Origin of the sequence: Streptomyces sp. NPDC050439 (assembly GCF_040655335.1) — a bacterium.
Taxonomy (GTDB): Bacteria; Actinomycetota; Actinomycetes; order Streptomycetales; family Streptomycetaceae; genus Streptomyces.
This window is the reverse complement of record NZ_JBFAJT010000002.1, coordinates 642,450-667,354: the sequence shown is the minus strand read 5'-3', so window position 1 is coordinate 667,354 and position 24,905 is coordinate 642,450. Positions and strand designations below refer to the sequence as shown.

General features: G+C 70.4%; 22 protein-coding genes. 15 read left to right on the top strand and 7 right to left on the bottom strand.

Features of this window, described 5'->3' with window-relative positions:
* The first annotated feature begins 18 nt into the window (after positions 1 to 18).
* The 5 genes from panD to AB0I66_RS10170 all read left to right on the top strand — a co-directional run bounded on the left by panD (position 19) and on the right by AB0I66_RS10170 (position 2,293).
* On the top strand, positions 19 to 438 hold the full coding sequence (gene panD, locus AB0I66_RS10190; protein ID WP_363207306.1) for an aspartate 1-decarboxylase: 420 nt from the start codon (positions 19 to 21) through the stop codon (positions 436 to 438).
* Positions 439 to 482: 44 nt separating this feature from the next.
* Positions 483 to 833, top strand: a complete 351-nt coding sequence (locus AB0I66_RS10185) for a GNAT family N-acetyltransferase (protein WP_363207305.1) — start codon at positions 483 to 485, stop codon at positions 831 to 833.
* Complete coding sequence (locus AB0I66_RS10180; protein ID WP_363207304.1) at positions 830 to 1,486, top strand: aspartate/glutamate racemase family protein; 657 nt, start codon at positions 830 to 832, stop codon at positions 1,484 to 1,486. The genes AB0I66_RS10185 and AB0I66_RS10180 overlap by 4 nt, the downstream gene beginning before the upstream one ends.
* Before the next feature lie 71 nt (positions 1,487 to 1,557).
* Positions 1,558 to 1,998, top strand: a complete 441-nt coding sequence (locus AB0I66_RS10175; RefSeq protein ID WP_363207303.1) for a nitroreductase family deazaflavin-dependent oxidoreductase — start codon at positions 1,558 to 1,560, stop codon at positions 1,996 to 1,998.
* A gap of 100 nt (positions 1,999 to 2,098) precedes the next feature.
* The gene (locus AB0I66_RS10170) at positions 2,099 to 2,293 is read left to right on the top strand and encodes a hypothetical protein (RefSeq protein ID WP_363207302.1); all 195 of its coding nucleotides are present in this window, start codon (positions 2,099 to 2,101) and stop codon (positions 2,291 to 2,293) included.
* A 75-nt stretch (positions 2,294 to 2,368) separates the two neighbouring features.
* On the opposite strand, the gene gndA is transcribed toward AB0I66_RS10170, so the two are convergent.
* On the bottom strand, positions 2,369 to 3,811 hold the full coding sequence (gene gndA / locus AB0I66_RS10165) for an NADP-dependent phosphogluconate dehydrogenase (RefSeq protein ID WP_363207301.1): 1,443 nt from the start codon (positions 3,809 to 3,811) through the stop codon (positions 2,369 to 2,371).
* Between the two features lie 98 nt (positions 3,812 to 3,909).
* Here gndA and AB0I66_RS10160 point away from each other — a divergent pair, with 98 nt between their 5' ends.
* Positions 3,910 to 4,881: an acetylxylan esterase gene (locus AB0I66_RS10160; protein WP_363207300.1), complete on the top strand. Its 972-nt coding sequence runs from the start codon at positions 3,910 to 3,912 to the stop codon at positions 4,879 to 4,881.
* Positions 4,882 to 4,996: 115 nt separating this feature from the next.
* Complete coding sequence (locus AB0I66_RS10155) at positions 4,997 to 6,196, top strand: transglycosylase family protein (RefSeq protein ID WP_363207299.1); 1,200 nt, start codon at positions 4,997 to 4,999, stop codon at positions 6,194 to 6,196.
* A gap of 30 nt (positions 6,197 to 6,226) precedes the next feature.
* Here AB0I66_RS10155 and AB0I66_RS10150 read toward each other — a convergent pair whose 3' ends face one another.
* Positions 6,227 to 7,249: a DMT family transporter gene (locus AB0I66_RS10150; protein WP_363207298.1), complete on the bottom strand. Its 1,023-nt coding sequence runs from the start codon at positions 7,247 to 7,249 to the stop codon at positions 6,227 to 6,229.
* Between the two features lie 263 nt (positions 7,250 to 7,512).
* On the opposite strand from AB0I66_RS10150, the gene AB0I66_RS10145 reads away from it, so the two are divergent.
* The 4 genes from AB0I66_RS10145 to glgC are packed head-to-tail and all read left to right on the top strand — an operon-like array spanning position 7,513 to position 11,463.
* Positions 7,513 to 8,250: a class I SAM-dependent methyltransferase gene (locus AB0I66_RS10145; protein ID WP_363207297.1), complete on the top strand. Its 738-nt coding sequence runs from the start codon at positions 7,513 to 7,515 to the stop codon at positions 8,248 to 8,250.
* Positions 8,251 to 8,261: 11 nt separating this feature from the next.
* A complete protein-coding gene (locus AB0I66_RS10140; RefSeq protein ID WP_363207296.1) occupies positions 8,262 to 9,002 on the top strand; it encodes a (2Fe-2S)-binding protein in 741 nt (246 codons plus the stop codon).
* 51 nt (positions 9,003 to 9,053) lie between these two features.
* Positions 9,054 to 10,220 carry a glycogen synthase gene (gene glgA, locus AB0I66_RS10135; protein ID WP_363207295.1) on the top strand — a complete coding sequence of 389 codons (1,167 nt, stop codon included), beginning with the start codon at positions 9,054 to 9,056 and terminating at the stop codon, positions 10,218 to 10,220.
* Positions 10,221 to 10,242: 22 nt separating this feature from the next.
* Positions 10,243 to 11,463, top strand: a complete 1,221-nt coding sequence (glgC, locus tag AB0I66_RS10130; RefSeq protein ID WP_363207294.1) for a glucose-1-phosphate adenylyltransferase — start codon at positions 10,243 to 10,245, stop codon at positions 11,461 to 11,463.
* 20 nt (positions 11,464 to 11,483) lie between these two features.
* Here glgC and AB0I66_RS10125 read toward each other — a convergent pair whose 3' ends face one another.
* From AB0I66_RS10125 to AB0I66_RS10105, 5 genes are all read right to left on the bottom strand, one after another.
* Positions 11,484 to 12,473 (bottom strand): ABC transporter permease, encoded by a 990-nt coding sequence (locus AB0I66_RS10125; protein WP_363207866.1) that lies wholly within the window; start codon positions 12,471 to 12,473, stop codon positions 11,484 to 11,486.
* Positions 12,474 to 12,502: 29 nt separating this feature from the next.
* Positions 12,503 to 13,477, bottom strand: a complete 975-nt coding sequence (locus tag AB0I66_RS10120) for an ABC transporter permease (RefSeq protein WP_363207293.1) — start codon at positions 13,475 to 13,477, stop codon at positions 12,503 to 12,505.
* Positions 13,470 to 14,999, bottom strand: a complete 1,530-nt coding sequence (locus AB0I66_RS10115; RefSeq protein ID WP_363207292.1) for a sugar ABC transporter ATP-binding protein — start codon at positions 14,997 to 14,999, stop codon at positions 13,470 to 13,472. Before AB0I66_RS10115 ends, AB0I66_RS10120 begins: the two co-directional genes overlap by 8 nt.
* A 1-nt stretch (position 15,000) precedes the next feature.
* The gene (locus tag AB0I66_RS10110) at positions 15,001 to 16,098 is read right to left on the bottom strand and encodes an ABC transporter substrate-binding protein (RefSeq protein ID WP_363207291.1); all 1,098 of its coding nucleotides are present in this window, start codon (positions 16,096 to 16,098) and stop codon (positions 15,001 to 15,003) included.
* Between the two features lie 155 nt (positions 16,099 to 16,253).
* On the bottom strand, positions 16,254 to 17,267 hold the full coding sequence (locus AB0I66_RS10105; protein WP_363207290.1) for a LacI family DNA-binding transcriptional regulator: 1,014 nt from the start codon (positions 17,265 to 17,267) through the stop codon (positions 16,254 to 16,256).
* 194 nt (positions 17,268 to 17,461) lie between these two features.
* Between AB0I66_RS10105 and AB0I66_RS10100 the strand changes: the two genes are divergently transcribed.
* The 4 genes from AB0I66_RS10100 (at position 17,462) to AB0I66_RS10085 (ending at position 24,883) form a co-directional block, all read left to right on the top strand.
* On the top strand, positions 17,462 to 20,080 hold the full coding sequence (locus AB0I66_RS10100) for a PA14 domain-containing protein (protein WP_363207289.1): 2,619 nt from the start codon (positions 17,462 to 17,464) through the stop codon (positions 20,078 to 20,080).
* 67 nt (positions 20,081 to 20,147) lie between these two features.
* The gene (locus AB0I66_RS10095) at positions 20,148 to 20,852 is read left to right on the top strand and encodes a hypothetical protein (RefSeq protein WP_363207288.1); all 705 of its coding nucleotides are present in this window, start codon (positions 20,148 to 20,150) and stop codon (positions 20,850 to 20,852) included.
* A 110-nt stretch (positions 20,853 to 20,962) separates the two neighbouring features.
* A complete protein-coding gene (locus tag AB0I66_RS10090; protein ID WP_363207287.1) occupies positions 20,963 to 23,305 on the top strand; it encodes a GH92 family glycosyl hydrolase in 2,343 nt (780 codons plus the stop codon).
* 204 nt (positions 23,306 to 23,509) lie between these two features.
* On the top strand, positions 23,510 to 24,883 hold the full coding sequence (locus tag AB0I66_RS10085) for a wax ester/triacylglycerol synthase family O-acyltransferase (protein ID WP_363207286.1): 1,374 nt from the start codon (positions 23,510 to 23,512) through the stop codon (positions 24,881 to 24,883).
* Positions 24,884 to 24,905: the final 22 nt, after the last annotated feature.

Below are 24,905 nucleotides of genomic sequence, written 5' to 3'. Positions count from 1 at the left end.
ACCTTCCGGGAGTGCCTCATGCTGCGCACCATGTTCAAGTCCAAGATCCACCGAGCCACGGTGACCCAGGCCGACCTGCACTACGTGGGCTCCGTCACCATCGACGCCGATCTTCTCGACGCCGCCGACCTGCTGCCCGGCGAGCTCGTGCACATCGTCGACATCACCAATGGCGCCCGCCTGGAGACGTACACCATCGAGGGTGAACGCGGCAGCGGCGTCATCGGCATCAACGGAGCGGCCGCGCACCTCGTGCACCCCGGCGATAGGGTGATCATCATCAGTTACGCGCAGGTCGACGACGCGGAAGCCCGCACCCTGCGGCCCAAGGTCGTGCACGTCGACGGCGCGGACAACCGCATCGTGGCCCTCGGTGACGACGCGGCCGCACCGGTGCCCGGCGCCGACGACATGGCGCGCAGCCCGCAGGCGGTGTGAGACCGGCGCGGCCCGCAGGCCGCGCCCGCCCTCCAGGAGAGCCCATGAGCAGCAGTGGAATCGAGATCCGCGACGACCGGGCGCGCGGCGTCCTAGAGGCGCGCATCGGCGGTGAAGTCGTGGGCCAGATCGTCTACTTCACGCTGGAGGCGCCCGAGTCCGCCCTGGTGCCGGTGCACACCGAAGTCGTGCCCGCCCATGAGGGCGAGGGCATCGCGGGATCGCTGGCCAGGGAGCTGTACGCGCTGGCGGCGCGGGACGGCGTCGCCGTCGCGCCCCTGTGCCCGTACGTCGTGAAGTGGGCCGAGCGGCACCCCGATGAGGCGCCCGTCGCCTCGGGGGCGCTGGTCAGCGCCGCCCTGGACAAGGTGAAGTCGGACCCCGCCGCGTGGTGAGCGCCACGCTCGCCCTGCTGCACACCTCGCCCGTGCACGTGCCCGTCTTCGAGGGGCTGCGGGACCAGGACCACCCGGGGCTCGCGCTGCGGCACCTCGTGCACGAGGACCTGCTCGCGCGGGCCCGCGTCGAGGGGCCCGACGCGGTGGCCGACGACGTCCAGGAACTCCTTGTGCGGGCCGTCGCCGAAGGGGCGGACCTCGTGCTCTGCACCTGCTCGACGATCGGCGCCGTCACCGAGGCCCGCGCCGCCGCCGTCGGCGTCCCCCTCGTGCGCGTCGACCGGCCGATGGCGGCCGCCGCCGTGGCCGCGGGGCGGTCCGTGGCCGTCGTCGCCACCCTGAAGAGCACCCTGGGGCCGACCCGTGCCCTGGTCGAGGAGGAGGCCGCCCGCGCCGGGCGGCCCGTCGACGTCACCGAGGTGTGGGTGGACGGCGCCTGGGAGAGGTTCGAGGCCGGGGACAAGGAAGGTCACGTACGTCTGATCGTGGATGCCGTCGACGCCCTGCACGGCGTCGACTCCGTCGTCCTCGCGCAGGCGTCGATGGCGGACGCGGCGGACCGCGCCGCTCTCCCCGTACCGGTCATCTCCAGCCCGCGCCCCGGCCTGCGCGAGGCCGTTCTCCGGTGTGGTGTCGGCACCAAGTCGTAGGCTGACGGCGGGAGATGGTGATCGTTCAGCCTCCCCTCCACACCTCACACGCACGCTTCACGGGAGCGGACATGGCGCAGCAGGACGAAGAGGCCGTGATCAGTCCAACCGGCTGGGTGGCCAAGCAGGCCCGCCTCTACGAGGAGTCGGGCGGCACGAAGGGCACCGGGGTGCAGGGCGTCCCCTGCCTCCTGCTCGACTACCGCGGACGGCGCACGGGCCAGTTGCGCCGCACCGTGCTCATCTACGGCCGCGACGGCGACGACTACCTCGTCGTGGCCTCGAACGGCGGCGCCGACGAACACCCCCTGTGGTACCGCAACGTCGTCGACGCGCCCGACGTACGCCTGCGCGTCGGCACCGAGGAGCGGTTCGCCGCCCGCGCCGAGACCCTGTCGGCCGAGGACAAGGCCAGGGTCTGGCCGAGCCTCGTCGAGTTGTTCCCCCTTTACGCGGACTACCAGGCCAAGACGGATCGCGACATCCCCGTCGTGCGGCTCAGCCGCACCTGACCGAGGTCGGACGGCGCGGGGACGCGTGGACTCGGCAGGCGTGGGCACGCGAGGCGGGAGAGAGTGGACACGACCGATCTCCGACCCCGATGGAGGAGACATGACCGTCCCGTATCCCGACCCCGTGCCGCCGAGCCCGATCCCCGACCCGAACGGGCCGAATCCGCTTCCGGAACCCGAACGGCCCACGCCGGGCCCGGGCCCCGGCCCCGTGCCGCGCCCCACGCCGGATCCGCCGCCGACCCCGCTCCCGCCGCCGGGACCGGAGCCGGAGACGGAACCGAAGCCGGTCTGACGGCAGGCAGGGAACAGGCAGGCAGAGAACAGGCACACAGGGAACAGGCAGGGAGACCGCCGGAGTGGACAGGCCCTAGGCCTGCACCTCCGAGCGGTCCCCGCCCCACAGCGTGTGGAACGAACCCTCTCGGTCCGTACGCCGGTAGGTGTGCGCCCCGAAGAAGTCCCGCTGCCCCTGTGTGAGCGCGGCCGGCAGCCGGGCCGCGCGCAGCGCGTCGTAGTACGCGAGGGCCGCCGAGAAGCCCGGCGTGGGGACACCCTGCCGGGTGGCCGCGACCAGGACCGCGCGCCAGTCGTCCTGGGCCGCGCCGATCTCCTGCGCGAACGTCTTGTCCGACAGCAGGCTCGGCAGATCCGCGCGCGTGTCGTACGCGGCGCGGATGCGGTCCAGGAAAGCGGCGCGGATGATGCAGCCGCCGCGCCAGATGGCGGCGACCGCGCCCAGGTCGATGTCCCAGCCGTACTCCTCGCTGCCCGCGGCGACCTCATGGAAGCCCTGCGTGTACGACACGATCTTCGAGGCGTACAGCGCCTGCTCGACCTGGTCGGCGAAGGCGGCCGCCTCCGCCTCGTCCAGTGGGCGGGCGGTCGGCCCCGCCAAGTCCTTGGACGCCGCCCGCAGTTCGGAGTGGCCGGAAAGCGACCGTGCGAACACCGCCTCCGCGATCCCCGACACCGGGACGCCCAGATCGAGGGCGATCTGCACCGTCCAGCGGCCGGTGCCCTTCTGCTCGGCCTGGTCCTGGACCACGTCCACGAACGGCTCACCCGTCGCGGCGTCCACGTGCTTGAGGACCTCCGCCGTGATCTCGATCAGGTAGGAGTCGAGGCGGCCGGTGTTCCAGGTGCGGAAGATGTCCGCGATCTGGGCGGGGGAGTAGCCCGCCACATCGCGCAGGAGCTGATACGCCTCGGCGATCAACTGCATGTCCGCGTACTCGATGCCGTTGTGCACCATCTTCACGAAGTGCCCCGCGCCGTCCGGGCCGACGTGGGTGACGCACGGCGAACCGTCCTTCGCCTTCGCCGAGATCTTCTCCAGCATCGGGCCCAGCGAGGCGTACGACTCAGCGGAGCCGCCCGGCATGATGCTCGGGCCGAGCAGTGCGCCCTCCTCGCCGCCGGAGACGCCCGTGCCGACGAAGTGGATGTCCCGCTCGCGCAGTTCACGCTCGCGGCGCCGCGTGTCCGCGAAGTGCGCGTTGCCCCCGTCGATGATCATGTCGCCCGGCTCCATGAGCGGCGCGAACTCCTTGATGACGGCGTCCGTGGGCTCGCCGGCTTTCACCATGATCACGAGGCGGCGCGGGCGTTCGAGCGCCGCCACGAACTCCTTGGCGGTCTCGGTGGCGATGAACTCGCCCTCGTCGCCGAACTCCTCGACCAGCGCGTGCGTCTTGGCCGCCGTGCGGTTGTGCAGGGCGACGGTGTAGCCGTTGCGTGCGAAGTTGCGGGCCAGATTGCGCCCCATGACCGCGAGGCCGGTGACACCGATCTGGGCTGACGTGCTGCTCATGCCGTGACTCCTGAGGTGGAAGTGCCGGAGGTGTTCGCCAGTATTGCCCCGCGGCGTAGCGTGACATTCCGACACTGTGTCCGACGGAGGAGCCGCCCGTGCCCCATTTCGACATGCCGCTCGACGAACTGCGCCGCTACCGGCCCGAGGTGACCGAGCCCGAGGACTTCGACGCGTTCTGGGAGAAGACCCTTTCGGCCGCACGCGAGCACGACCTGGACGCCCGCTTCACTCCCGTCGACGCGCACCTGAACACGGTCGACGTCTTCGACGTGACGTTCGCCGGGTTCGGCGGCCACCCGGTCAAGGGCTGGCTGATACTGCCCGCCGGGACGACCGAGCCGCTGCCCGCCGTCGTCGAGTACATCGGATACGGCGGCGGCCGCGGCCTCCCGCACGAGCGGCTGCTGTGGTCGGCCGCGGGCTTCGCGCACTTCGTGATGGACACCCGGGGTCAGGGCAGCGGCGGTTCGGCGGGCGACACCCCCGACCCGGTCGGCAGCGGGCCCGCCTACCCCGGCTACATGACGCGCGGCATCGAGGACCCCCACGAGTACTACTACCGGCGCGTCTTCACCGACGGCGTACGGGCGGTCGAGGCGGCCCGCGCGCATCCGCTGGTGGACTCCTCGCGGATCGCGGCGGTCGGCGGCAGCCAGGGCGGCGGCATCACCCTCGCCGTCGGCGGACTCGTCCCGGATCTGGCGGCGATCGCGGCCGACGTGCCGTTCCTGTGCGATTTCCCGCGCGCCACGACCCTCACCGACCGGCCGCCCTACCGGGAGATCGCGCTCTACATGAAGGCGAAGCGCGGCGTCGAGGAGCGCGTCTTCCGTACGCTCTCCTACTTCGACGGCGTGCACTTCGCGGCACGCGGCACGGCGCCCGCGCTCTTCTCGGCGGCTTTGGAGGACATGACGTGCCCGCCGTCCACTGTCTTCGCCGCCCACAACGCCTACGCGGGAGCGGAACGTTCGATGGAGGTGTACTCCTTCAACGATCATGAGGGCGGTGGCCCCTACCAGCAAAGTGTCCAACTCCAGTGGCTCCCGGAGCACTTGAAGGGCTGACCGGTGGTGCGTTCCCTCGGTCGCGCGCCCTTGTCACGCCTCGGTCGGAGCGGCTAACTTGCCGCCTTGTCGTGTGTCCGACGTGACTGTGATGTGTGTGACTGAGGGAGCTCTCATGGCCGTACGCGGTCGGCACCGCCGGTACCAGCCGAACCGGATCAACCGAGCTTCGCTGACCGTCACGGCGGGCGGCGCCGGGATGGCGCTGCCGCTGATCGGCACGGGCACGGCGGAGGCCGCCGACGTCGACACCTGGAACAAGGTCGCCGCCTGCGAGTCCACCAGCAACTGGAGCATCAACACCGGCAACGGCTACTACGGCGGCCTCCAGTTCAAGCAGTCCACCTGGGAGGCGTACGGCGGCACCGCCTACGCCCCGCGCGCCGACCGCGCCACCAAGCACCAGCAGATAGCCGTCGCCGAGAAGGTCCTCAAGGCACAGGGGCCGCAGGCCTGGCCGGTCTGCTCGGAGCGGGCAGGCCTGACGCGGGGCGGTGACGCGCCCGACATCACGCCGATGAGCGCGCCCAAGAAGGCCGCGCCGAAAGCCCCGCAGCGCGAGGTCAAGGACGTCAAGCCGGAGGTGACCCCGCAGTCCACCGCGGGCCGCGGCCAGATGTACACCGTCGTCCGCGGCGACACGCTCTCCGGGATCGCCGGCGAGCGCCGGGTGAGCGGCGGCTGGCGGCAGTTGTACGAGGCCAACCGCTCGACGATCGGCGCCGACCCCGACCTGATCACGCCCGGCCAGCGGCTCGCGATGCAGGCGCAGAAGAAGGGCCAGAAGGCGGAGGCCGCGCCGAAGCCGCGTACGCAGCCCAAGCAGCGGGCCGAGCCCAAGGCCGAGCCTAAGCCGAAGCCCCAGGCCCAGAAGGCCGAGCCGAAGAAGGCGAAGCCCGCCCAGGCCACGCAGGGCATGTCCGCCCCCGTGGCCGCCTCGCCCAGCACCCCCTACCGCGCCGCGGGCGGCTCCTGGTCGAAGGGCTACCACACGGGTGTGGACTTCCCCGTGGCCACCGGCACCTCGGTGAAGGCCGTCGCCGCGGGCACGGTCGTGTCATCCGGCTGGGGCGGCTCGTACGGCTACGAAGTGGTGATCCGGCACGGCGACGGCAAGTACTCCCAGTACGGCCATCTCTCGGCGCTCACCGTGAAGGCCGGGCAGAAGGTGGGCGCCGGTCAGCGCATCGCGCGCTCGGGGTCCACGGGCAACAGCACGGGCCCGCACCTGCACTTCGAGATCCGTACAGGACCGGGCTTTGGCTCCGACGTCGACCCACTGGCGTATCTGCGGGCGGGCGGCGTCCGGATCTGACGCGGCGGCCGCAAGGCCGCCGCGCGGGCCTCAGGAGCCGATGCGTTCGCGGCCGTGGCCATGGCGGAACAGCACCCGCCGGTGCGGTCCGGACGCGGGCTGGGACGGCACGGCGGGCAGCTCGTGCGCCCGCTCATCGGGCTGCTCCTCGTGCGCCACGGCGTCCGTCGCCACAGGGCCGCCCTTGGCGACCTGGACCGTCGAGGCCGCGGCACCCTGCGCCGCCCCGATCCGCTCCGTGGTCAGCAGGATCAGACCGCCGGCCGCGACGACCCCGAAGCCCAGCGCGACGGCCGTGCCCGCGGAGCCGTAGCGGAACGATTCGCCGAAGAGCGTGAGACCCACCGCGGCCGCCACCACGGGGTTCACGACCGTCACGGTCGACAGCGGAGCCGCGAGGCCCGCGCCGCGGTAGGAGGCCTGCGAGATCAGGACACCGGCACCGGCCAGGACAGCGATCACGGCGAGGCTCGGCACCTGCTCCGTCAGCGAGATGCCGGCGTCCAGATCCACCGCCACGGTCTTGGTGAACACCGAGGCGATGCCGAAGGCGACGCCCGCCGCGCTGGCGAGCAGCACACTGCGCACCACCGGGTGACGGTGCACCGCGTGCGCCACGACCATGAGCGTCACCACGGCGCCCGCGGTCATCAGCGCCACCATGACCCGCTCGGTGCCGTCCAGGGACTGCACGTCCGCCGACTGCGTCAGCGAGAGCAGCCCGGCCAGACCCACCGTCGCCATGATCGCCCCGCGCCACGCGGTGGCCCCCGCCTTGCGGCGCACGAAGAGCGCGGCCATCGGCAGCGCGAAGACGATGGTGAGGGCGCCGAGCGGCTGCACCAGGCTCAGCGGCCCGTACGCGAGCGCCACCACGTGCAGCAGCGCACCCAGGCCGTTCAGCGCGATGGCGACCCACCAGGCACCGCGGCGCAGCGGTGCGTACCGCCGCTCCGGCATGCTGACGGCGACGCGCTCCTGCAGAATGGCCCCGCCCGCGTACGCCACGGCGGAGACGAGGGAGAGCAGCACGGCGAGCGTGAGGGCACTCATGAGGTGCTCCACGGCTTGCGTTGCGCCCCCTGGTGGGCCCGGGGCGTCCGGCGCGGCGAACGGTCGGCTTCCATACACACCACGATCTCGCGAATTTGGCTCCACGTCGTCGTACCTCAGCAGGCATTGGGTCCTACTACCGATGGAGTACGACCCGGGAGATGTCCTCCCCCGGGTGGGTTACGCGACAGTTCGGTGGATCATCCGAAATCTCGAAAATTCTTGCTGGACCATATCCTCGGTCCTCGTGGAAAGGGGTCCGGATGCACCGGAACATACGCAGCGTCGACGACGTCCTGAAGCTCATGGACGGCCTGTTCGCGCCGGAGGCCGACCGTTGGACCGCCGACGCGGCGAGCTGGTGGGACGGCTTCTACACCGACCGCGACCGGCCGGTGCCGTTCTTCGTGGCGAAGCCGGACGAGAACCTGGCCTCGTACGTCGAGCGAGGGCTCGTCACCCAGGGGCGCGCCCTCGATCTGGGCTGCGGTCCCGGCCGCAATTCCCTGTACCTGGCCTCCCTGGGGTTCCAGGTGGACGCCGTCGACCTCTCCCCGGCAGCCGTGGACTGGGCCGAGGAGCGGGCCCGCGAGGCCGGGGCCGACATCCGCTTCCACCGCGGCGACGCCTTCGCGCTCACCGACAGCGCACTGCGCGGCCCCTACGACCTGATCCATGACTCGGGCTGCTTCCACCACCTGCCGCCCCACCGCCGCATCAGCTATCTCTCCCTGGTCGAGCGCGCCCTGGCCCCCGGCGGCCACCTCGCCCTCACCGCCTTCGCCGCCGGTGAAGCGGGTTCCGGCTCCGAACTGCCCGACGCGGACTTCTACCGCGCGTCCGGACTCCAGGGCGGCCTCGCCTACACGCCGGAGTCCCTGCGCTGGATCTTCTCCGACCTGACGGAGGTCGAGCTGCGCCGCATGCGCGACGAGCCCGCCGACTCCCCGCGCTTCGGCGAGCCGTTCCTGTGGACGGCACTGTTCCGGCGGGACGCCTAAGCTCTGCTGCCGTGACTGCCCCTCTCGACCTGACCGAAGTCGGCTCCGTCGGCGGATTCTTCGCCCTGCGCACGGGCGCACCGCCCGCAGGGCCCCAAGTGACGCCCCTGGCACCGCTGTACGCGGGGGACGACGGACCCCTCGCGTTCCGCGTCGACAAGGTCGCCGCCAAGCTCGGGGCGCCCGACGCGCGCGTCGCGGTGTCCGTGGCGCAGCTGGGCCTCGCGGCGCGCCTGTGGTCCGTGACGCTCGGCTCGGCCGCGCTGCACGGCGAGGTGCCGGACCTCGATCCGGGGCAGCTGCACTGGGACGCGGACGGCAGCTCTCCCGATGACCTGTGGCTGACCGAGCTGCGGACGCGGCCGGGTGACGCCGCGAACATCCGGGACATCGTGCAGCACGCCCATCTGGCACCGCTGGCCGACGCCTTGCGCACGCGGTACCGGGTCTCCGCACCCCTGCTGTGGGGCAACGCGGGCTCCGCGCTCGCCGGCGCGGCCCGCGAACTGGACACCTGGGCGCGCCGCACCGGACGTACCGAAGCGGGGGAGCGGGCACAGGCCCTGGCCGCCGAGCTCTTCGACCACCCTGACCTGCGCGGCACCGGGACACTGCGCGGCACGGCCTTTCGCCGCCGCAGCTGCTGTCTCTACTACCGGTGCCCGGGCGGCGGCCTGTGCGGGGACTGCTGCTTCGACCGGCCGCCCCGGAGGTCCGTGCGGGCCTCTTCCCCACCGGGCGCTTCTGGGTGACCATGAGGGGGCGGACGACCGGCGGCTGGGGTGGACGGACGGAGGTTCTGCGTGCGAGTAGGACTGCTCACCCGGGAATTTCCCCCGGATGTCTACGGCGGAGCGGGCGTCCATGTCGAGTTCCTCGCACGGGAGTTAGAGGCCCTCGTCGACGTCGACGTGCACTGCTGGGGTGACGGCGCGGCCGGCGACGGCCCCACGCGCCATCAGGCCTGGGACTTGCTCGACGACGCCAACGACGCCCTGCGCACCTTCTCCGTGGACCTCTCCATGGCGGCGGCTCTCACGGGCTGCGACCTCGTCCACTCCCACACCTGGTACGCCAACCTCGCGGGCCACATCGGGAAGCTCCTGTACGGCATCCCGCACGTCATGACCGCGCACTCCCTGGAGCCGCTGCGCCCGTGGAAGGCCGAGCAACTGGGCGGCGGGTACGCCCTGTCCGGCTGGGCCGAGCGCACCGCCGTCGAGTCCGCCGACGCCGTGATCGCCGTATCGCGAGGCATGCGGACCGACATCCTCACCTGCTATCCCGGCATCGACCCGGCGAAGGTGCGCGTCGTCCACAACGGCATCGACACCGCCCTGTACCGCCCGGTTCCCGGCACGGACGTCCTCGAACACCTGGGGATCGACCCCCAGCGGCCGTACGTCCTGTTCGTCGGACGCATCACCCGGCAGAAGGGGGTGCCTCATCTGCTGCGCGCCGCAAAGGAGCTGGACCCGGCCGCGCAGCTGGTGCTCTGTGCCGGAGCGCCCGACACCCCGCAGATCGACGCCGAGTTCCGCACCCTCTTCGAGGAGCTGAGCGGTGCCCGCGGGGGAGTCCACTGGATCCCGGAGATGCTGCCGCGCGAGCAGATCATCCAACTCCTCACGCATGCGCGCGTGTTCGTCTGCCCGTCGGTGTACGAGCCGCTCGGCATCGTGAACCTGGAGGCGATGGCCTGTGGCACCCCGGTCGTGGCATCGGACGTCGGCGGCATCCCCGAGGTCGTCGCCGACAAAAGCACGGGCCTCCTCGTCCCGTACGAGGAGAAGGAGCCGGCAGCCTTCGAGGCGCGGCTCGCGGAGGCCCTGAACGAACTGGTCACCGATCCGCGCGCCGCGACCCGCATGGGCGCCGCCGGACGTGACCGGGCCGTCAGGGAGTTCGGCTGGGACGCGGTCGCGCGCCACACGACCCGCGTGTACGAGGAGTTACTCGAGTCCAAGTGATCCCAGTTAAGGGGGCGGCGCGATGCGCGGTGGACCTTCGGTGCTCGGAATCGTCCTGGCGGGCGGTGAGGGCAAGCGCCTGCAACCCCTCACGGCCGACCGGGCCAAACCAGCGGTCACGTTCGGCGGCACCTACCGCCTCGTCGACTTCGTGCTCTCCAATCTCGTCAACGGCGACGTCATGCGGATCTGTGTGCTGACCCAGTACAAGTCGCACTCCCTGGACCGGCACGTGACCACCACCTGGCGGATGTCCAGCCTCCTCGGCAACTACGTCACCCCGGTACCGGCGCAGCAACGCCTCGGCCCGCGCTGGTACTTGGGCAGCGCCGACGCGATCCTGCAGTCCCTCAACCTCGTCCACGACGAACAGCCGGACTACATCGCGGTGTTCGGGGCCGACCACGTCTACCGCATGGACCCGCGCCAGATGCTCAACCAGCACTTCGAGAGCGGCGCCGGGGTCACGGTCGCGGGGATCAAGGTGCCGCGCTCGGAGGCGTCCTCCTTCGGCATCATCACGCCCGCGCGGGACGGCACCCGCGTCGACCGCTTCCTGGAGAAGCCCACCGACCCGCCGGGGCTGCCGGGATCGCCCAACGAGGTGTTCGCCTCTATGGGCAACTACATCTTCACCACGAAGACCCTCGTCGACGCGATCCAGCAGGACGCCGAGGACGACAACTCCAAGCACGACATGGGCGGTTCGATCCTGCCGATGCTCACCGAGCGCGGCCTGGCCCAGGTCTACGACTTCGACGACAACCACGTGCCGGGGGAGACCGCGCGCGACCACGGCTACTGGCGTGACGTCGGCACGCTCGACGCGTACTACGAAGCGCACATGGACCTGATCTCCGACCAGCCGGTCTTCAACCTGGACAACCGCCGCTGGCCGATCTACACGCATCCGGGCGGCCTGCCGCCCGCCAAGTTCTGCGCGGCGGGCATCGCGAGCGAGTCCATCGTCAGCCCCGGCTGCGTCATCCGGGGGCAGGTGACGCGCTCCGTGCTCTCACCGGGCGTGACGATCGAGGACGGGGCGGTCGTGCAGGGCTCGGTGCTCCACGACAACGTACGCGTGGGCAGGGGAGCGGTGGTGCGGGGCGCTGTCCTGGACAAGAACGTGGACGTCCCGCCCGGGGCGACGATCGGCGTCAACCCCGAGCGGGACGAGGAGCTCTACACGGTGTCGAAGGGTGGCGTGATCGCGCTGGGGAAGGGGCAGATCGTCCCCATGTAGCCGCCCCCGCGTCCGTGCGACTACAGCACTCGGCGACGGCGCCCCAGCCACGTCTGCGCGATCACCACGAGGGCCAGGAAGGCGCCGCTGACCACTTGTTGGTAGGCGGAGTCGAGCGAGCCGATCTGGTTGATGACGTTCTGGATGACCTTCAGGAGCAGTACGCCGACGAGTGATCCGCTGATGAAGCCGAATCCGCCGGTCAGCAGGGTGCCGCCGATGACGACCGCGGAGATCGCCTCCAGTTCCATGCCCGAGCCGAGGATGGTGACGCCCGACACCAGCCAGGCCGCGTTGAGCGCGCCCGCGAGGCCCGCGCACAGGCCGGAGAGGGTGTAGACGGTGACCTTGGTGCGGGCCACGGGGGCGCCCATGAGGGCCGCCGCGTCCTCGTTGCCGCCGACCGCGTACACATACTGGCCGAAGCGGCTGCGGCGCAGGACCACGGCGCCGACGACGAAGAGGGCGAGGGTGATCCAGACCGGGGCCCCGATGCCGAGGAACTTGCCCTGGCCGAGCGTCGCGAAGAACGAGTCCTTGTCGACGAGGTAGGTCTTGGAGCCCTCGTCGGTGATGGAAAGCAGGATGCCGCGCGCGCCCAGCATCGCGGCCAGCGTCACGATGAAGGGCGCCAGCCGTGAGCGGGCGATGAGGAGGCCGTTGACGAGCCCGATGAGTCCGCACACGGACAGCGGCAGGAGCAGCGCCACCGCCGTCCCGTACTGCGATCCCCAGGCCGCCAGGACGCCGCCGAGGGCGAACAGGGACCCGACGGAGAGGTCGATGCCGCCGGTGATGATCACGAAGGTCATGCCGAGGGCGACGACCGCGAGGAAGGCGGAGGAGACCGCCATGTTCTCCAGGTTGTCGGCGGTCAGGAACGTGTCGAAGCTGAGCGAGGCCGCGATGACGGCGACCACCAGGGTGACCAGGGCGCCGTGCTGCTGGGCGAGTGCGCTGACGCGCTCGGAGCGGCTTGCTCCGGTCTCCTCGTCCTCGGGCTTCTTCATGGGCTTGGCCTCGGATAGGACGGTGCCGGTCACCGCTTGCCCCTCTCCCGTGCCGCGTAGACGGCGAGAATGATCACTACCGCCTGGGCGATCTGTGTCCAGGAGGGCGGCAGATCGTGCTTGATGAGCGTGGCGGTGAGCAGCTGGATCAGTACGGCGCCCGCGACGGTGCCACCGATCCGTACGCGCCCGCCGCTGAGCGGAGTGCCGCCGACCACGACGGCGGTGATCGCGGACAGTTCCATCAGGTTGCCGAGCGAGGTCGGGTCGCTGGCGGTCAGGCGGGCCGTCGCCAGCACGCCCGCGATGGCGGCGAGCACGCCGGAGCAGACGTACACGAGGATCAGGACGCGGCGCACGGGGAGTCCCGCGAGGCGCGCGGCCGGGCGGCTGTCGCCGATGGCGAGGAGCTGTCGCCCGAAGGTGGTGCGCCGGACGACGAAGGCCACGATGAGCGCGAGGGCCGCGGCGATCAGGACGAGGTAGGGGATGCCGAGGAAGTCACCGGAGCCGAGGGACGCCATGGTCGGGTCGCGGACGTCCTTGAGCTGGGGGAGCAGCACAAGGGCGAGTCCGCGGCCCGCGACCATCAGCGCCAGCGTCGCGACGATGGGCTGGACGCCGATGAACGCGATGAGGGAGCCGTTCGCGACGCCGATGACCGCGCCGCCGATGAGCGCGACGATGAGCGCGATCCATGTCCCGTAGCCCAGGTAGAGGGAGAGCAGGGACGTGGAGAGCGCCATCACCGAACCCACGGAGAGGTCCACGCCCTCACTGCCGATCGCCAGGGCCATGCCCAGGGCCACGATGAGGACGGGGGCGACCTGGACGGCCTGGGTGCGGAAGTTCTCGGCGGACAGGAAGTGCGGGGTGAGGGCGATGTTCAGGATCAGGAGGACGGCCACGCCCAGGTAGACGCCGTAGTTCTGGAGGAGGCCGAGGATGCGGTCGCGGTCGGCGTGGGCTTTCGCGCCGACGGCGTCCGTGGCGAGGTCAGTCATGGTGGTCTCCGGAGCCTCCGGTGGTGGCTATCGCTCGCATGAGGGCGTCCTCCGTGACCTTGGAGCCCGTCAATTCCTCGATCACCGCGCCGTCCTTGAGGACGATGACCCGGTCGGAGCCTTCGATGAGTTCCTCCATGTCGGAGGAGATGAGGAGCACCGCGAGGCCGTCGTCGGCCAGTTCGTCGATCAGCTTCTGGACTTCGGCCTTCGCGCCGATGTCGATGCCGCGGGTGGGCTCGTCGAGGAGGAGGACCTTCGGGTTCATCGCCAGCCAGCGGGCCAGCAGGACCTTCTGCTGGTTGCCGCCGGACAGTTCGCCCACCTTCTGGTGGGGACCAGACGCCTTGATGCGCAGCCGCTTCATGAACGTGTCCACGATCTTGTCGATCGCCGCCTCGTTCACCAGGCCGAGGCGGGAGAGGCGCGGGAGGGCGGCGAGTGCGATGTTCTCGCGGACGGAGAGGCCGGGGACGATTCCCTCGGCCTTGCGGTCCTCGGGGAGCAGGCTGATGCCGGCGCGGATGGCGGCGGGCGGCGAGCCGGTGCGGACCGCGTCGCCCGCCACCATCACACGTCCGGAGTCGGGCGGCAGCGCTCCCGCGATGGCCTTGGCCGTCTCGCTGCGCCCCGAGCCGAGCAGGCCGCCCAGGCCCACCACTTCGCCGGGCCGGATCTCGACGGAGACACCGTGCAGGTGGTGGCGCATCGTCAGATCACGTGCCTGAAGCACTGGTTCGGCCTTCGGGGCGTGTTCCCCGGAGAACTTGGTGACTCCCTCCTCGCGTACTTCCCCGACCTCGCGCCCCAGCATCAGCGAGACGAGGCGCAGCCTGTCGAGTTCCGCGATGGGGCCCGTGTGCACCAGCTTGCCGTCGCGCAGCACGGTGACCGTGTCGCACACCTCGTAGAGCTCCTCCAGGCGGTGGCTGACGTAGATCACCGCGATCCCGCGGTCCCGCAGCATGCGGATGACGCCGAACAGGGTCTGGACCTCGCGGGGTTCGAGCGACGACGTCGGTTCGTCCATGATGACGACCTGCGCGTCGACCGAGACCGCTCGGGCCAGGGCCACCATCTGCTGCGTGCCGACGCCCAGTTCACGCAGCGGGCGGCGCACGTCCACGCGGATGCCGAGCCGCCGCAGGGCCTCGTCAGCCTCGCGGTGCATGCGGCGGAAGTCGATGAGGCCGAGCCGGCCGCGGGGCTCGCGGCCGAGGAAGAGATTGCGGGCCACGCTCATCAGGGGGACGAGGTTGACCTCCTGGTAGATGGTGGAGATGCCCGCGTGCTGTGCCTCGAGTGGCGTGGCGAACGTGACCTGTCGCTCGTTGTACGTGAGTGCGCCGGCGTCCGGTGCGTACACGCCCGTCAGGACTTTGATCAGCGTGGACTTGCCCGCGCCGTTCTCGCCGATCAGGGCGTGCACCTCACCGGCGCGTGCGGTGAAGTCGACCCCGTCCAGGGCCCGTACGCCCGGGAACGTCTTGCTGAGGCCGGTGACCGAGAGGACGTCGGACATCTCAGTACGCCTTGCCGAGGTCCGCCTTGGCGTTGTCCTTCGTGTACGCGCTGTCCTTGATGACGATGTCCTGCGAGACCTTCGTGCCCTTGGTGAAGGTGTCCAGGGTCTGGAAGGCCAGCGGGCCGAAGCGCGGGTTCGACTCGATGACGCCGTCGATCCAGCCGTCGACGATGCCCTGCACGGCGTTGCGGGTTCCGTCGACCGTCACGATCTTCACGTCACCGGCCTTCTTGCCCGCGCCCTTGAGGGCGTTGACCGCGCCGAGGCCCATCTCGTCGTTCTCGGCGTAGATCCCCTTGATGTCCGGCTTGGACTGGATGAGGTTCTCGGTGACCGACTGGCCCTTCTCGCGGGCGAACTCGCCCGTCTGCTTGAAGACGATCTTCAGGTCGGGGGCCTTCTCCTTGACGCGGTCCTCGAAGCCCTTGGTGCGCTCGGTGGTGACGTTGTTGCCCGCGGAGCCGAGCAGGATCGCGACCTTGCCCTTGCCGCCCGTGGCCTTGATCATCTGGTCGGCCGCGCGCTTGCCCTGCTCGACGAAGTCGGAGCCGATGAAGCTGACGTAGTCCTTGCAGGCCTTGGCGTTGATCTTGCGGTCGATGGTGATGATCGGGATGTGCTTGGCGGAGGCCGAGCGCAGCACGGGCTCCCAGCCGTCGGAGTTCAGCGGTGCGATGACTAGGAGGTCCGCGCCCTTGGCGATGAGGTCCTGGACGTCGCTGATCTGCTTGGAGAACTGCGACTGGGCGTTGGCGGTGAGGAGCTTGACGCCGCGCTTCTTCGCCTCGGCCTTGATGGACGCCGTCTCCGCGATGCGGAAGGGGTTGGCCTCCTTCTCGGACTGGGAGAAGCCGACGGTGGCGCTCTTGAGGTCGAGCTTCTTGCCGCCGTAGGCGTCTATCGCGCAGGTCGGGCCGCTGCCCTCGCTCGGTTCCGAGACGACCTGGCCGGAATCGCCCTGGTCCTTCGACGCGGAGCTCTTGTCGCCGTCGTCCTCGGACTTGGCGCATCCGGTGGCGAGCGCGAGGCTCGCGGCGAGGCCGGCGGCGAGGAGGGTCCTGGCTGAGATGCGGCTAAGGCGTGTGGTCGGCTTCATGGAGTCCCCAAAACGGCGCGGCCCCGGCGCTGAGAGCGCTCACGGGAGGATCGGCTCTTACGGTCAACTCGGCGGTACGGGGAGCTTTTTACATCGTTGAAAGGAGGCTGTAAACCCTCCGCGCACAGGGAGCCCTCAGCTGACGACTCGCCAGTTCAGCGTCGTCCCAGCGTGCTTTCCCGCTCCACCAGGCGGAATTCGGCGGTGAGTTCACGCCCCTCGGACGTTCCCGAACCCTCCAGACTGCGCAGCAGCGAGGCCACCGCGAGCCGGGCGATGGCCTGTTTGTCCGGTGAGACCGTGGTCAGCGTGACCGCCCCGAACTGTCCCTCGGCGATGTCGTCGAAGCCGACCACCGCCACGTCCCACGGCACCCGCAGACCGCGTTCGTGCAGCACCCGCATGGCACCGATCGCCACCAGGTCGTTGTACGCGAACACCGCGTCCGGCCGCACCCCCGCGTCCAGCATCCGCGCCATCGCCTTCGCCCCGTCCCAGCGGTTCCAGCCGCCGACCGGGCCCACCAGGCTGTCCGGCGCGGCTATCCCCGCCTGCGTCAACTCCTCGCGCCAGCCCTGGAGCCGGAGGTTCGCCGGGCGGTTCGCGGAGTCCGTGCGGGCGCCGAGATAGGCGATGCGGGAGCGGCCGCGGCCGATGAGGTGGCGTACCGCGGCGCGAGCCGCGGCCACGTTGTCGATCGCGATGTGGTCGTAGGGCAGGTCGTACTGCCGCTCGCCGAGCAGCACCAGCGGCACGTCGTCCTCGCGGCCGAGCAGGTCGGCCGACTCCAGCTCCAGCGGGCTCATGATCAGACCGTCGATCACCCGGGCCCGGAAACCCTGGCTGACCAGGACCTCCTGCTCGCGGTCGCCGCGGGTGTGGTCGAGCAGGACGGTGAAGTCGTGCTCGGCGGCCGCGTCGATGACCGCGCCCGCCAGTTCGGCGAAGTACGGGTTGCCCAGCTCGGGGACGGCGAGCGCGATGATGCCCGTACGCCCTTTTCGAAGGTGACGTGCCGTCAAGTTCGGGCGGTAGCCCAGCTCGTCGATCGCCTCCTGCACGCGCGCCCGCATCGCCGGGGTGACGTGCTGATATTTGTTCACCACGTTCGAGACGGTCTTGATGGAGACGCCCGCGCGCTCCGCGACGTCCTTGAGGCTAACCCGCACGTGCAGCTCCCTGCGTCGAGGTGCACCCCTGTGCCGGGGTGTTTGTCATGGCCCTGGACAGCGCGCCGGAGAGCGTGCTGTCATGCCAACTGCCGTTCCTTCCAACGTTGTACAGATTCGTTGTACAGACTGCGGCGGTCAGCCGCCACCCCCTTCCTCAGCCTTCAAGCACCGCTTCGAGCTACGGAGGATCTGTGCGCCCCACCCGACCCGGACGCGTCAGGCAGCGACTGATTTTGCTGCTCACCGTCGCCCTCGCCTTCGCCGGTCTCACCGCGGTCCCCGCCGCGACGGCCGCCGACGAACCCCCCGAGATCCACGGCCTGAAGGGCGAGTACTACACCCAGTCCGCCCCCGGTGCCTTCGACTTCCACGAGCTCAAGGCCACCGGCTTCGATCAGAAGATCGACTTCGACAACCTCGACCCGCGCCTGGCCTTCGCCACCGGCAAGGCCGACGACGCCACCGTCCGCTGGACCGGCAAGGTCGTCCCGGAGAAGACCGGCTCCCACACCTTCTCCATGATCGGCGACAACGGCTTCCGGCTCTGGGTCGACGGCAAGCTCGCCATCGACCACTGGGTCGACGACTGGGACAAGGAACAGACCGCCAAGCCGCTCGAGTTGGAGGCCGGCAAGGCCTACGACATCAAGGTCGAGTACTTCGAGCACTACGGCGGCTCCAACCTCCACCTGCGCTGGACCGAGCCCGGCGGCACGAAGAAGGCCGTCCCGCAGTCGGCCTTCCGCCTCCCCGACGGCTTCGAGTACGACGGCGCCACCTCCGCCACCGTCCTCAAGGACGGCCGCACCCTGAAGCTGGACTTCGCCCAGAAGCTCGGCGTGCCCCCGAACGGCCTCGCGGACCACATCGAGGCGGTCATCGGCGGCGCCAAGTGGCCCATCGGCACGATCAAGGCCGACCCCGAGGACCCGCGCGCGCTCCTCGTGGGCCTCAAGGAACCCGTCGTGGGCAACAAGACGGGCACCGCCAAGGGCACCGCCGACATCCGCTACGACGGCAAGGGTGGCCTGGCGGGCGACGACGGCAAGGAGGTCGCCGCCTTCTGGAGCAGCGGCCCCAACCACTCCGAGCACCAGCTGCGCACCAAGTTCGCCGACGACGTGAAGCCGGGCAACGTGCTCCCCGAGTACCCGCGCCCCCAGCTGACCCGCGACGCCTGGCGCAACCTCAACGGCACCTGGCAGTTCGCCTCGGCCAAGGCCGGCGAAGCGCCCCCGTTCGGCAAGCAGCTCGGCGAGAAGATCCTCGTCCCCTACCCCGTGGAGTCCCAGCTCTCCGGCCTGGAACGGCACGAGGACCGCATGTGGTACCGCAGGACCTTCACCGTCCCGCAGAACTGGAAGGTCGGCGAAGGCAAGCGCCTCAAGCTCAACTTCGGCGCGGTCGACTGGCAGTCCGAGGTCTTCGTGAACGGCAAGAAGGTCGCCGAACACAAGGGCGGCTACGACAAGTTCAGCGCCGACATCACGGACGCGCTGAAGCCGGGCAGGACACAGGAACTGATCGTCGGCGTCTATGACCCGACCGACTCCAAGGACGGCGAGAACCCGCCCGTCGGCAAGCAGCGCCTCGACCCCAGCGGCATCTGGTACACCCCGTCGTCCGGCATCTGGCAGACGGTGTGGATGGAGCCGGTGGCCGCCGACCACGCCGACTCGCTGAAGATCACGCCCGACGTGGCCACCAAGCAGGTCACCGTCGAGCCCAAGGGCGTACGCGACGGAGTGCCGGTCAGGGCGGTCGCGTACGAGGGCAAGAAGAAGGTCGCGGAGGCGAGCGGACGAACGGGCAGCCCGCTCAAGCTGAAGATCGCCGACCCGCGTCTCTGGTCGCCGGACAAGCCCTTCCTCTACGACCTGAAGGTGACCGTCGGCCGCGACACCGTCAAGAGCTACTTCGGGATGCGGACCATCGCCGTGGAGAAGGTGAACGGCACCCCGCGCACCATGCTCAACGGCAAGCCCGCCTTCCTGATGGCCACGCTCGACCAGGGCTTCTGGCCGGACGGTCTGCACACGGCGCCGACCGACGAGGCGCTCGCGTACGACCTGAAGATGCACAAGGAGATGGGCTTCAACTCCGTGCGCAAGCACATCAAGGTGGAGCCCGACCGCTGGTTCTACTGGGCGGACAAGCTGGGCCTGATGGTCTGGCAGGACATGCCGTCGATGGACGCGGGCCGTAACCCGGGCACGGCAGCCCGGGCCCAGTACGAGTCCGAGATGAAGCAGATGATCGACGAGCACTGGAACCACCCGTCGATCGTCATGTGGGTCACCTTCAACGAGGGCTGGGGCCAGTACGACGAGGGCCGCATCGCCACCCAGGCCAAGTCCTGGGACCCGACCCGCCTGGTCAACGGCATGTCGGGCCTCAACCTCGGGCGCGACGGCGGCACCGGCGACATCATGGACGAGCACGGCTACCCGAGCCCGGCCCTGCCGCCCAAGCCCGACGGCGAACGGGCGCTGATCAACGGCGAGTACGGCGGTCTCGGACTCGCGGTGCCGGGCCATGCCTGGTCCGTCCAGCAGAGTTACGTCGACGTGGACCCGGCGACGTACACCGAGGACTACCTCACCAAGCTGAACGAGGTCCGTGCGCTCGCCTGCAAGGGCGGAAACGGCGCCGTCTACACCCAGATCTCGGATGTGGAGGGCGAGTTGAACGGTCTGCTGACGTACGACCGCAGGGTCGTCAAGCCCGACGTGAAGCGGCTCAAGGCAGCACATGAGGCCTTGATCGGCGACGCGTCGCGGCCCGACCCGGCGGGGTGCCCGGCTTCCTGACCCGCAGCGCTCGACCTGGAGCGCTTATCCCGTGGACGCGGCCCCTCCCACTTGGCACGATCAGCTCGTGATCATCGCGAGCGAGTGGGCAGGGGCCGCGGCCCGCAACAATGCCGAGTGGTGCGACGCGGTCTGCCGCGCGCACGGGGTGCCGGGGGAGTTCGGGGCCGGGGTGTGGAGCAGCGCGCGGCGGACGCCGCCGCTGTATCCGGACGCCGTCTCGCTCACCCCCGGCATCTCGGCGGCCGACCTGGTGGCCCGGATCGACACGGCGTCACCGGGCTGCTCCGTCAAGGACAGCTTCGCCTGCCTGGACCTGGAGCCGTGGGGCTTCGAGGTGCTGTTCGAGGCCCAATGGATTCACCGGTCGGCGGGTGAGGCTCCCGTGGGGCATCCCGGCGTCAGCTGGGAGCCGCTCGAGAGTGCCGATGTGCTGCCCGTGTGGGAGAGCGCCTGGAACGACGGCGACGAGAGCGATGGCCTGTTCCGGCCCGAACTGCTCGACGGCAACTCGACGTTCCTGGCCGCGCGTTCAGAGGGGCGGATCGTGGCGGGAGCCGTCGCGAGCCGCAGCGCGTCGGTGGTCGGTGTCTCCAACCTGTTCACCTCGGCCGACGAGGAGTCCGCCTGGGCCGGCTGCCTCGCCGAGGTCGCCCGGCTCTGGCCGGGCCTTCCGGTCGTCGGATACGAGAGCGGCGACAGTCTCGAAGCCGCCGTCCGCCAGGGGTTCAGCCCGATAGGACCGCTGCGGGTCTGGCTGCGGACCGGCTGAGCGGAGCGGCCCCCTCGCTGTCTCCCACCCCTTGACGCACACGACGCGTTCCCCGAAGAATGATCGCGTTCCGCGCTGTGACAACGTTGTCCAAGGAGGCGTTCCCACCCATGAGATGGACCCAACGGCTACGCGGTATGGGGGTGGCGGTGGCCGCGGCCACGCTCCTCGGGGGAGCCCTCGACATACCGGCGGCGCAGGCCGCCCCGGCGGCGGACGGCCGCCTCACCGACCTGGTCAACCCGTTCATCGGCACCGAGAACGAGGGCAACACATACCCCGGTGCGGCCGTGCCCTTCGGCATGGTGCAGTTCTCGCCCGACACCGGCCACAACACCGGCTACGACCACTCCGACACCCACATCCGCGGCTTCTCGACCGTCCATCTCTCGGGCGTCGGCTGCGGACTCGGCGGTGACCTGCCGGTGCTTCCCACCACGGGTGACGTCAAGGAGACGGACTACGCGAAGTACGCGGCGGAGTTCAGTCACGACGACGAGAAGGCGAGCCCCGGCTCGTACCAAGTGGGCCTGAAGTCCGGCATCGAGGCCGAGCTGACCGCCACCAAGCGCACCGGCGTGCAGCGCTACACCTTCCCCGCCACCGACAAGGCCAATGTCCTGCTCAACGCGGGGCAGTCGCTTCACAAGACGGGCAGCACCAAGGTCGAGATCGTCGACAGCCGCACGGTCCGCACGGCGATCACCGGCAGCGGCTTCTGCCAGGACACCAAGCCGTACACCGTCTACACGATCACCAAGTTCGACCGCCCCTTCACCACCTCGGGCACCTGGAAGGGCGACACCGTCACCGCGGGCTCCAAGTCGTCGTCGGCGGGCGAGGAGCGCAACGGCGCGTACGTCCGCTTCGACACCTCCAAGGACCGCACCGTCGAGGCGACCACCGCCCTGTCGTACGTCGACGCCAAGGGGGCCGCGCTCAACCTCCGTGCCGAGGGCGGGCGTTCGTACGACCGTGTCGCCAAGGCCGCGCAGGCCGCGTGGGAGGACCGGCTCGACGACGTGCAGGCGCAGGGCGGCAGCGAGACCGTGCGCCGCACCTTCTACTCGTCCCTCTACCGCTCGTTCCTCGCGCCGAACATCGGCAGCGACGTCGACGGCCGCTACACGGGCTGGGACCAGAAGACCCACCGCGCCAAAGGCTTCACGTACTACCAGAACTGGTCGTTGTGGGACACCTACCGCACCCAGGCGCAGCTCCTCGCCCTGCTCGCGCCGCACGAGTCCCGTGACATGGCGCTCTCCGTCCTGAAGATCGACGAGGAGAGCGGCTGGCTGCCCAAGTGGGGCTACGGCACGGTCGAGACGAACATCATGACCGGCGACCCCGTCACCCCCTTCCTCACCAACGCCTATCAGCAGGGTCTGCTCAAGGGGCACGAGGAGGAGGCGTACCGCGCGCTGAAGAAGAACGCGGACGGTGTGCCGCCCGCCGACTCGGCGCCCGTGGGCCGCGAGGCCAACAAGGAGTATCTGAGCGAGGGCTTCGCGCCGTACATCAAGGGCCGCCCGCACGCCAAGCCCGGCGACTCGGACTACGACCACGGTGCTTCCGCGACGCTGGAGTACGCGCTCTCGGACGCGATGCTCGGGCAGATGGCCGGCGACCTCGGACACAAGGCCGACGCCAAGCGGTACGCGGAGCGTGCGCAGAACTACCGGAAGATCTTCGACCCCTCGACCGGATTCTTCCGGGCGCGGGACGCGGCGGGCGCCTTCACCGGCCCCGCCGACCCGGCCAAGAGCGAGGGCTTCCACGAGGGCACGTCCTGGCAGTACCAGTGGCTCGTCCCGCAGGACCTGCCCGGCATGGTCGGTCTCATCGGCGGCAAGCAGGCCACCAACGACCGTCTCGACTCCTTCTTCGCCTACGAGGAGCTCCTGAAGGACCCGGCGAAGACCGCGCGCGAGGTGTGGGTCAACGGCCCGTACGACTACTACAACGCCGACAAGTACAACCCGCAGAACGAGCCCGACCTCATCGCCCCGTACACCTACCTGTCGACGGGCCAGCCGTGGAAGACGACCGACGTGGTGCACGCCGCGCTCACCCTCTTCACGGACACCCCGACCGGCATGACCGGGAACGATGACCTCGGCACCATGTCCGCCTGGAACGTGCTGTCCTCGATCGGTGTCTTCCCGGTCCAGCCCGGCACGGACACATGGGGCCTGTCGACGCCCGTCTTCGAGCGCGTCGACCTGAAGCTCGACCGCCGCTACTACCCGAAGGGCCGTCTCACGGTGAAGGCGCCGGGCACCTCGGACACCGACCGGTACATCCAGTCGGCGCGCACGGACGGCGCCGACTACGGCAAGACGTACCTGACGACCGACGACATCCGTGACACCCGCGAGATCACCTTCACGGTGGGCGACAAGCCCTCGGAGTGGGGCACGTCGCAGGATGCCGCGCCGCCCGCACTGAAGTGACGTACCCCGCCCCTGCCGAAGTGACGTAACCGATACGCCACTTGCGCACCATCAGGCCCGCCTCTCCCAGAGAGGCGGGCCTTAATCTGTTGTTAACTGTGCGTAGCTTGATCGTACTTGACCGTAGTCGCGCAACGGCGATTGACTGCACACTCATGCCGCCCCCCGCATCGTCCTCGACGCGAGAGCAGACCGTTGAACCCGTTGAAAGCGCAGACCGCTGAGTCCTCCGACCTGCTCGCACCTCTCGACCTCGCCTTCTGGAACATCGAGTCCGCCGCACACCCCATGCACCTGGGAGCGCTCGGCGTCTTCGAGGCCGACTCACCGGACGCCGCCGAGCGCGCCGCCCGGCTCCTGGCCGAACGCGCGGCCGCCGTGCCCGGACTGCGGCTGCGGATCCGCCCGGTCTGGCTGCCGGTCGGCGGGGCCGTCCGCGCCACCGCCCCCGCCTTCGACCCGCTGGACCACGTCCGCCTCGCCGAGCCCGCGCAGGACTTCCACACGGCGGCGGGCGCGCTCATGCAGCGCCCCCTGGAGCGCGAGCGGCCGCCGTGGGAGGCGCATGTGCTGCCGGGCGGCGACGGCACCTCCTTCGCCGTCCTCTTCAAGTTCCACCACGCCCTCGCCGACGGGCTGCGCGCCCTGATGCTCGCGGCGGCCGTCATGGACCCCACGGAGCTGCCCGCGGCCCGTCCGGCGCCCGCCGGGCCCGAGACCTCCCGGTGGTCCTGGCTGCCCGACCCGCGCAAGCTGCCGGGCCTGGTCCGCGACACCGTCGGCGACGTGGGGCAGGCCCTGGACATCGGTTCGTCCGTCGCCCGCGCCACCTGGGGCGTACGGTCATCGGCCGCCCTCACGTCGCAGGCCACCGGCACGCGGCGCACCGCGGGGGTGCTGCTCGACCTGGACGACGTGCACCGCGTGCGCAAGACCGTGGGCGGCACCGTCAACGACGTCCTGATCGCCGTGGTCGCGGGAGCGCTGCGCCGCTGGCTCGACGAGCGCGGCGACGGCAGCGAGGGGGTGGAGCCGCGCGCCCTCGTCCCGGTCTCCCGGCGCAGGCCGCGCTCCGCGCAGCCGCCGGGCAACCGGCTCTCCGGGTATCTGGTCCGCCTCCCGGTCGGTGATCCGGACCCGGTCGCGCGGCTGCGGGCGGTGCGGGCCGCCATGGACCGCAACAAAGAGGCGGGTCCCGGCCGCGGCGCCGGTGCCGTCGCCCTGCTCGCCGATCATCTGCCGCCGCTCGGCCACCGCATCGGCGGCCCCGTCGTCGCGCAGGCCGCCCGGCTGCTCTTCGACATCCTGGTGACCAGCGTCCCGCTGCCCAGCCTCGGCCTGCGGCTCGGCGGCTGCCCGCTCACCGCCGTCTACCCCTTCGCGCCGCTGGCCCAGGGGCAGGCACTGGCCGTCGCGGTGTCGACGTTCCGGGGCCGGGTGCACTTCGGTCTGGTCGCGGACGCGGCCGCCGTACCCGACCTGGACGTTCTCGCGCGCGGCGTGCGGGAGGAACTCGCGGGGCTCGTCGAAGCGTGCGTAAACCGTCCGCGTTTGGTAGAGGGGCCCGTCGCTACGTAAAGTTCTCTTCTTTGGAGCTTCC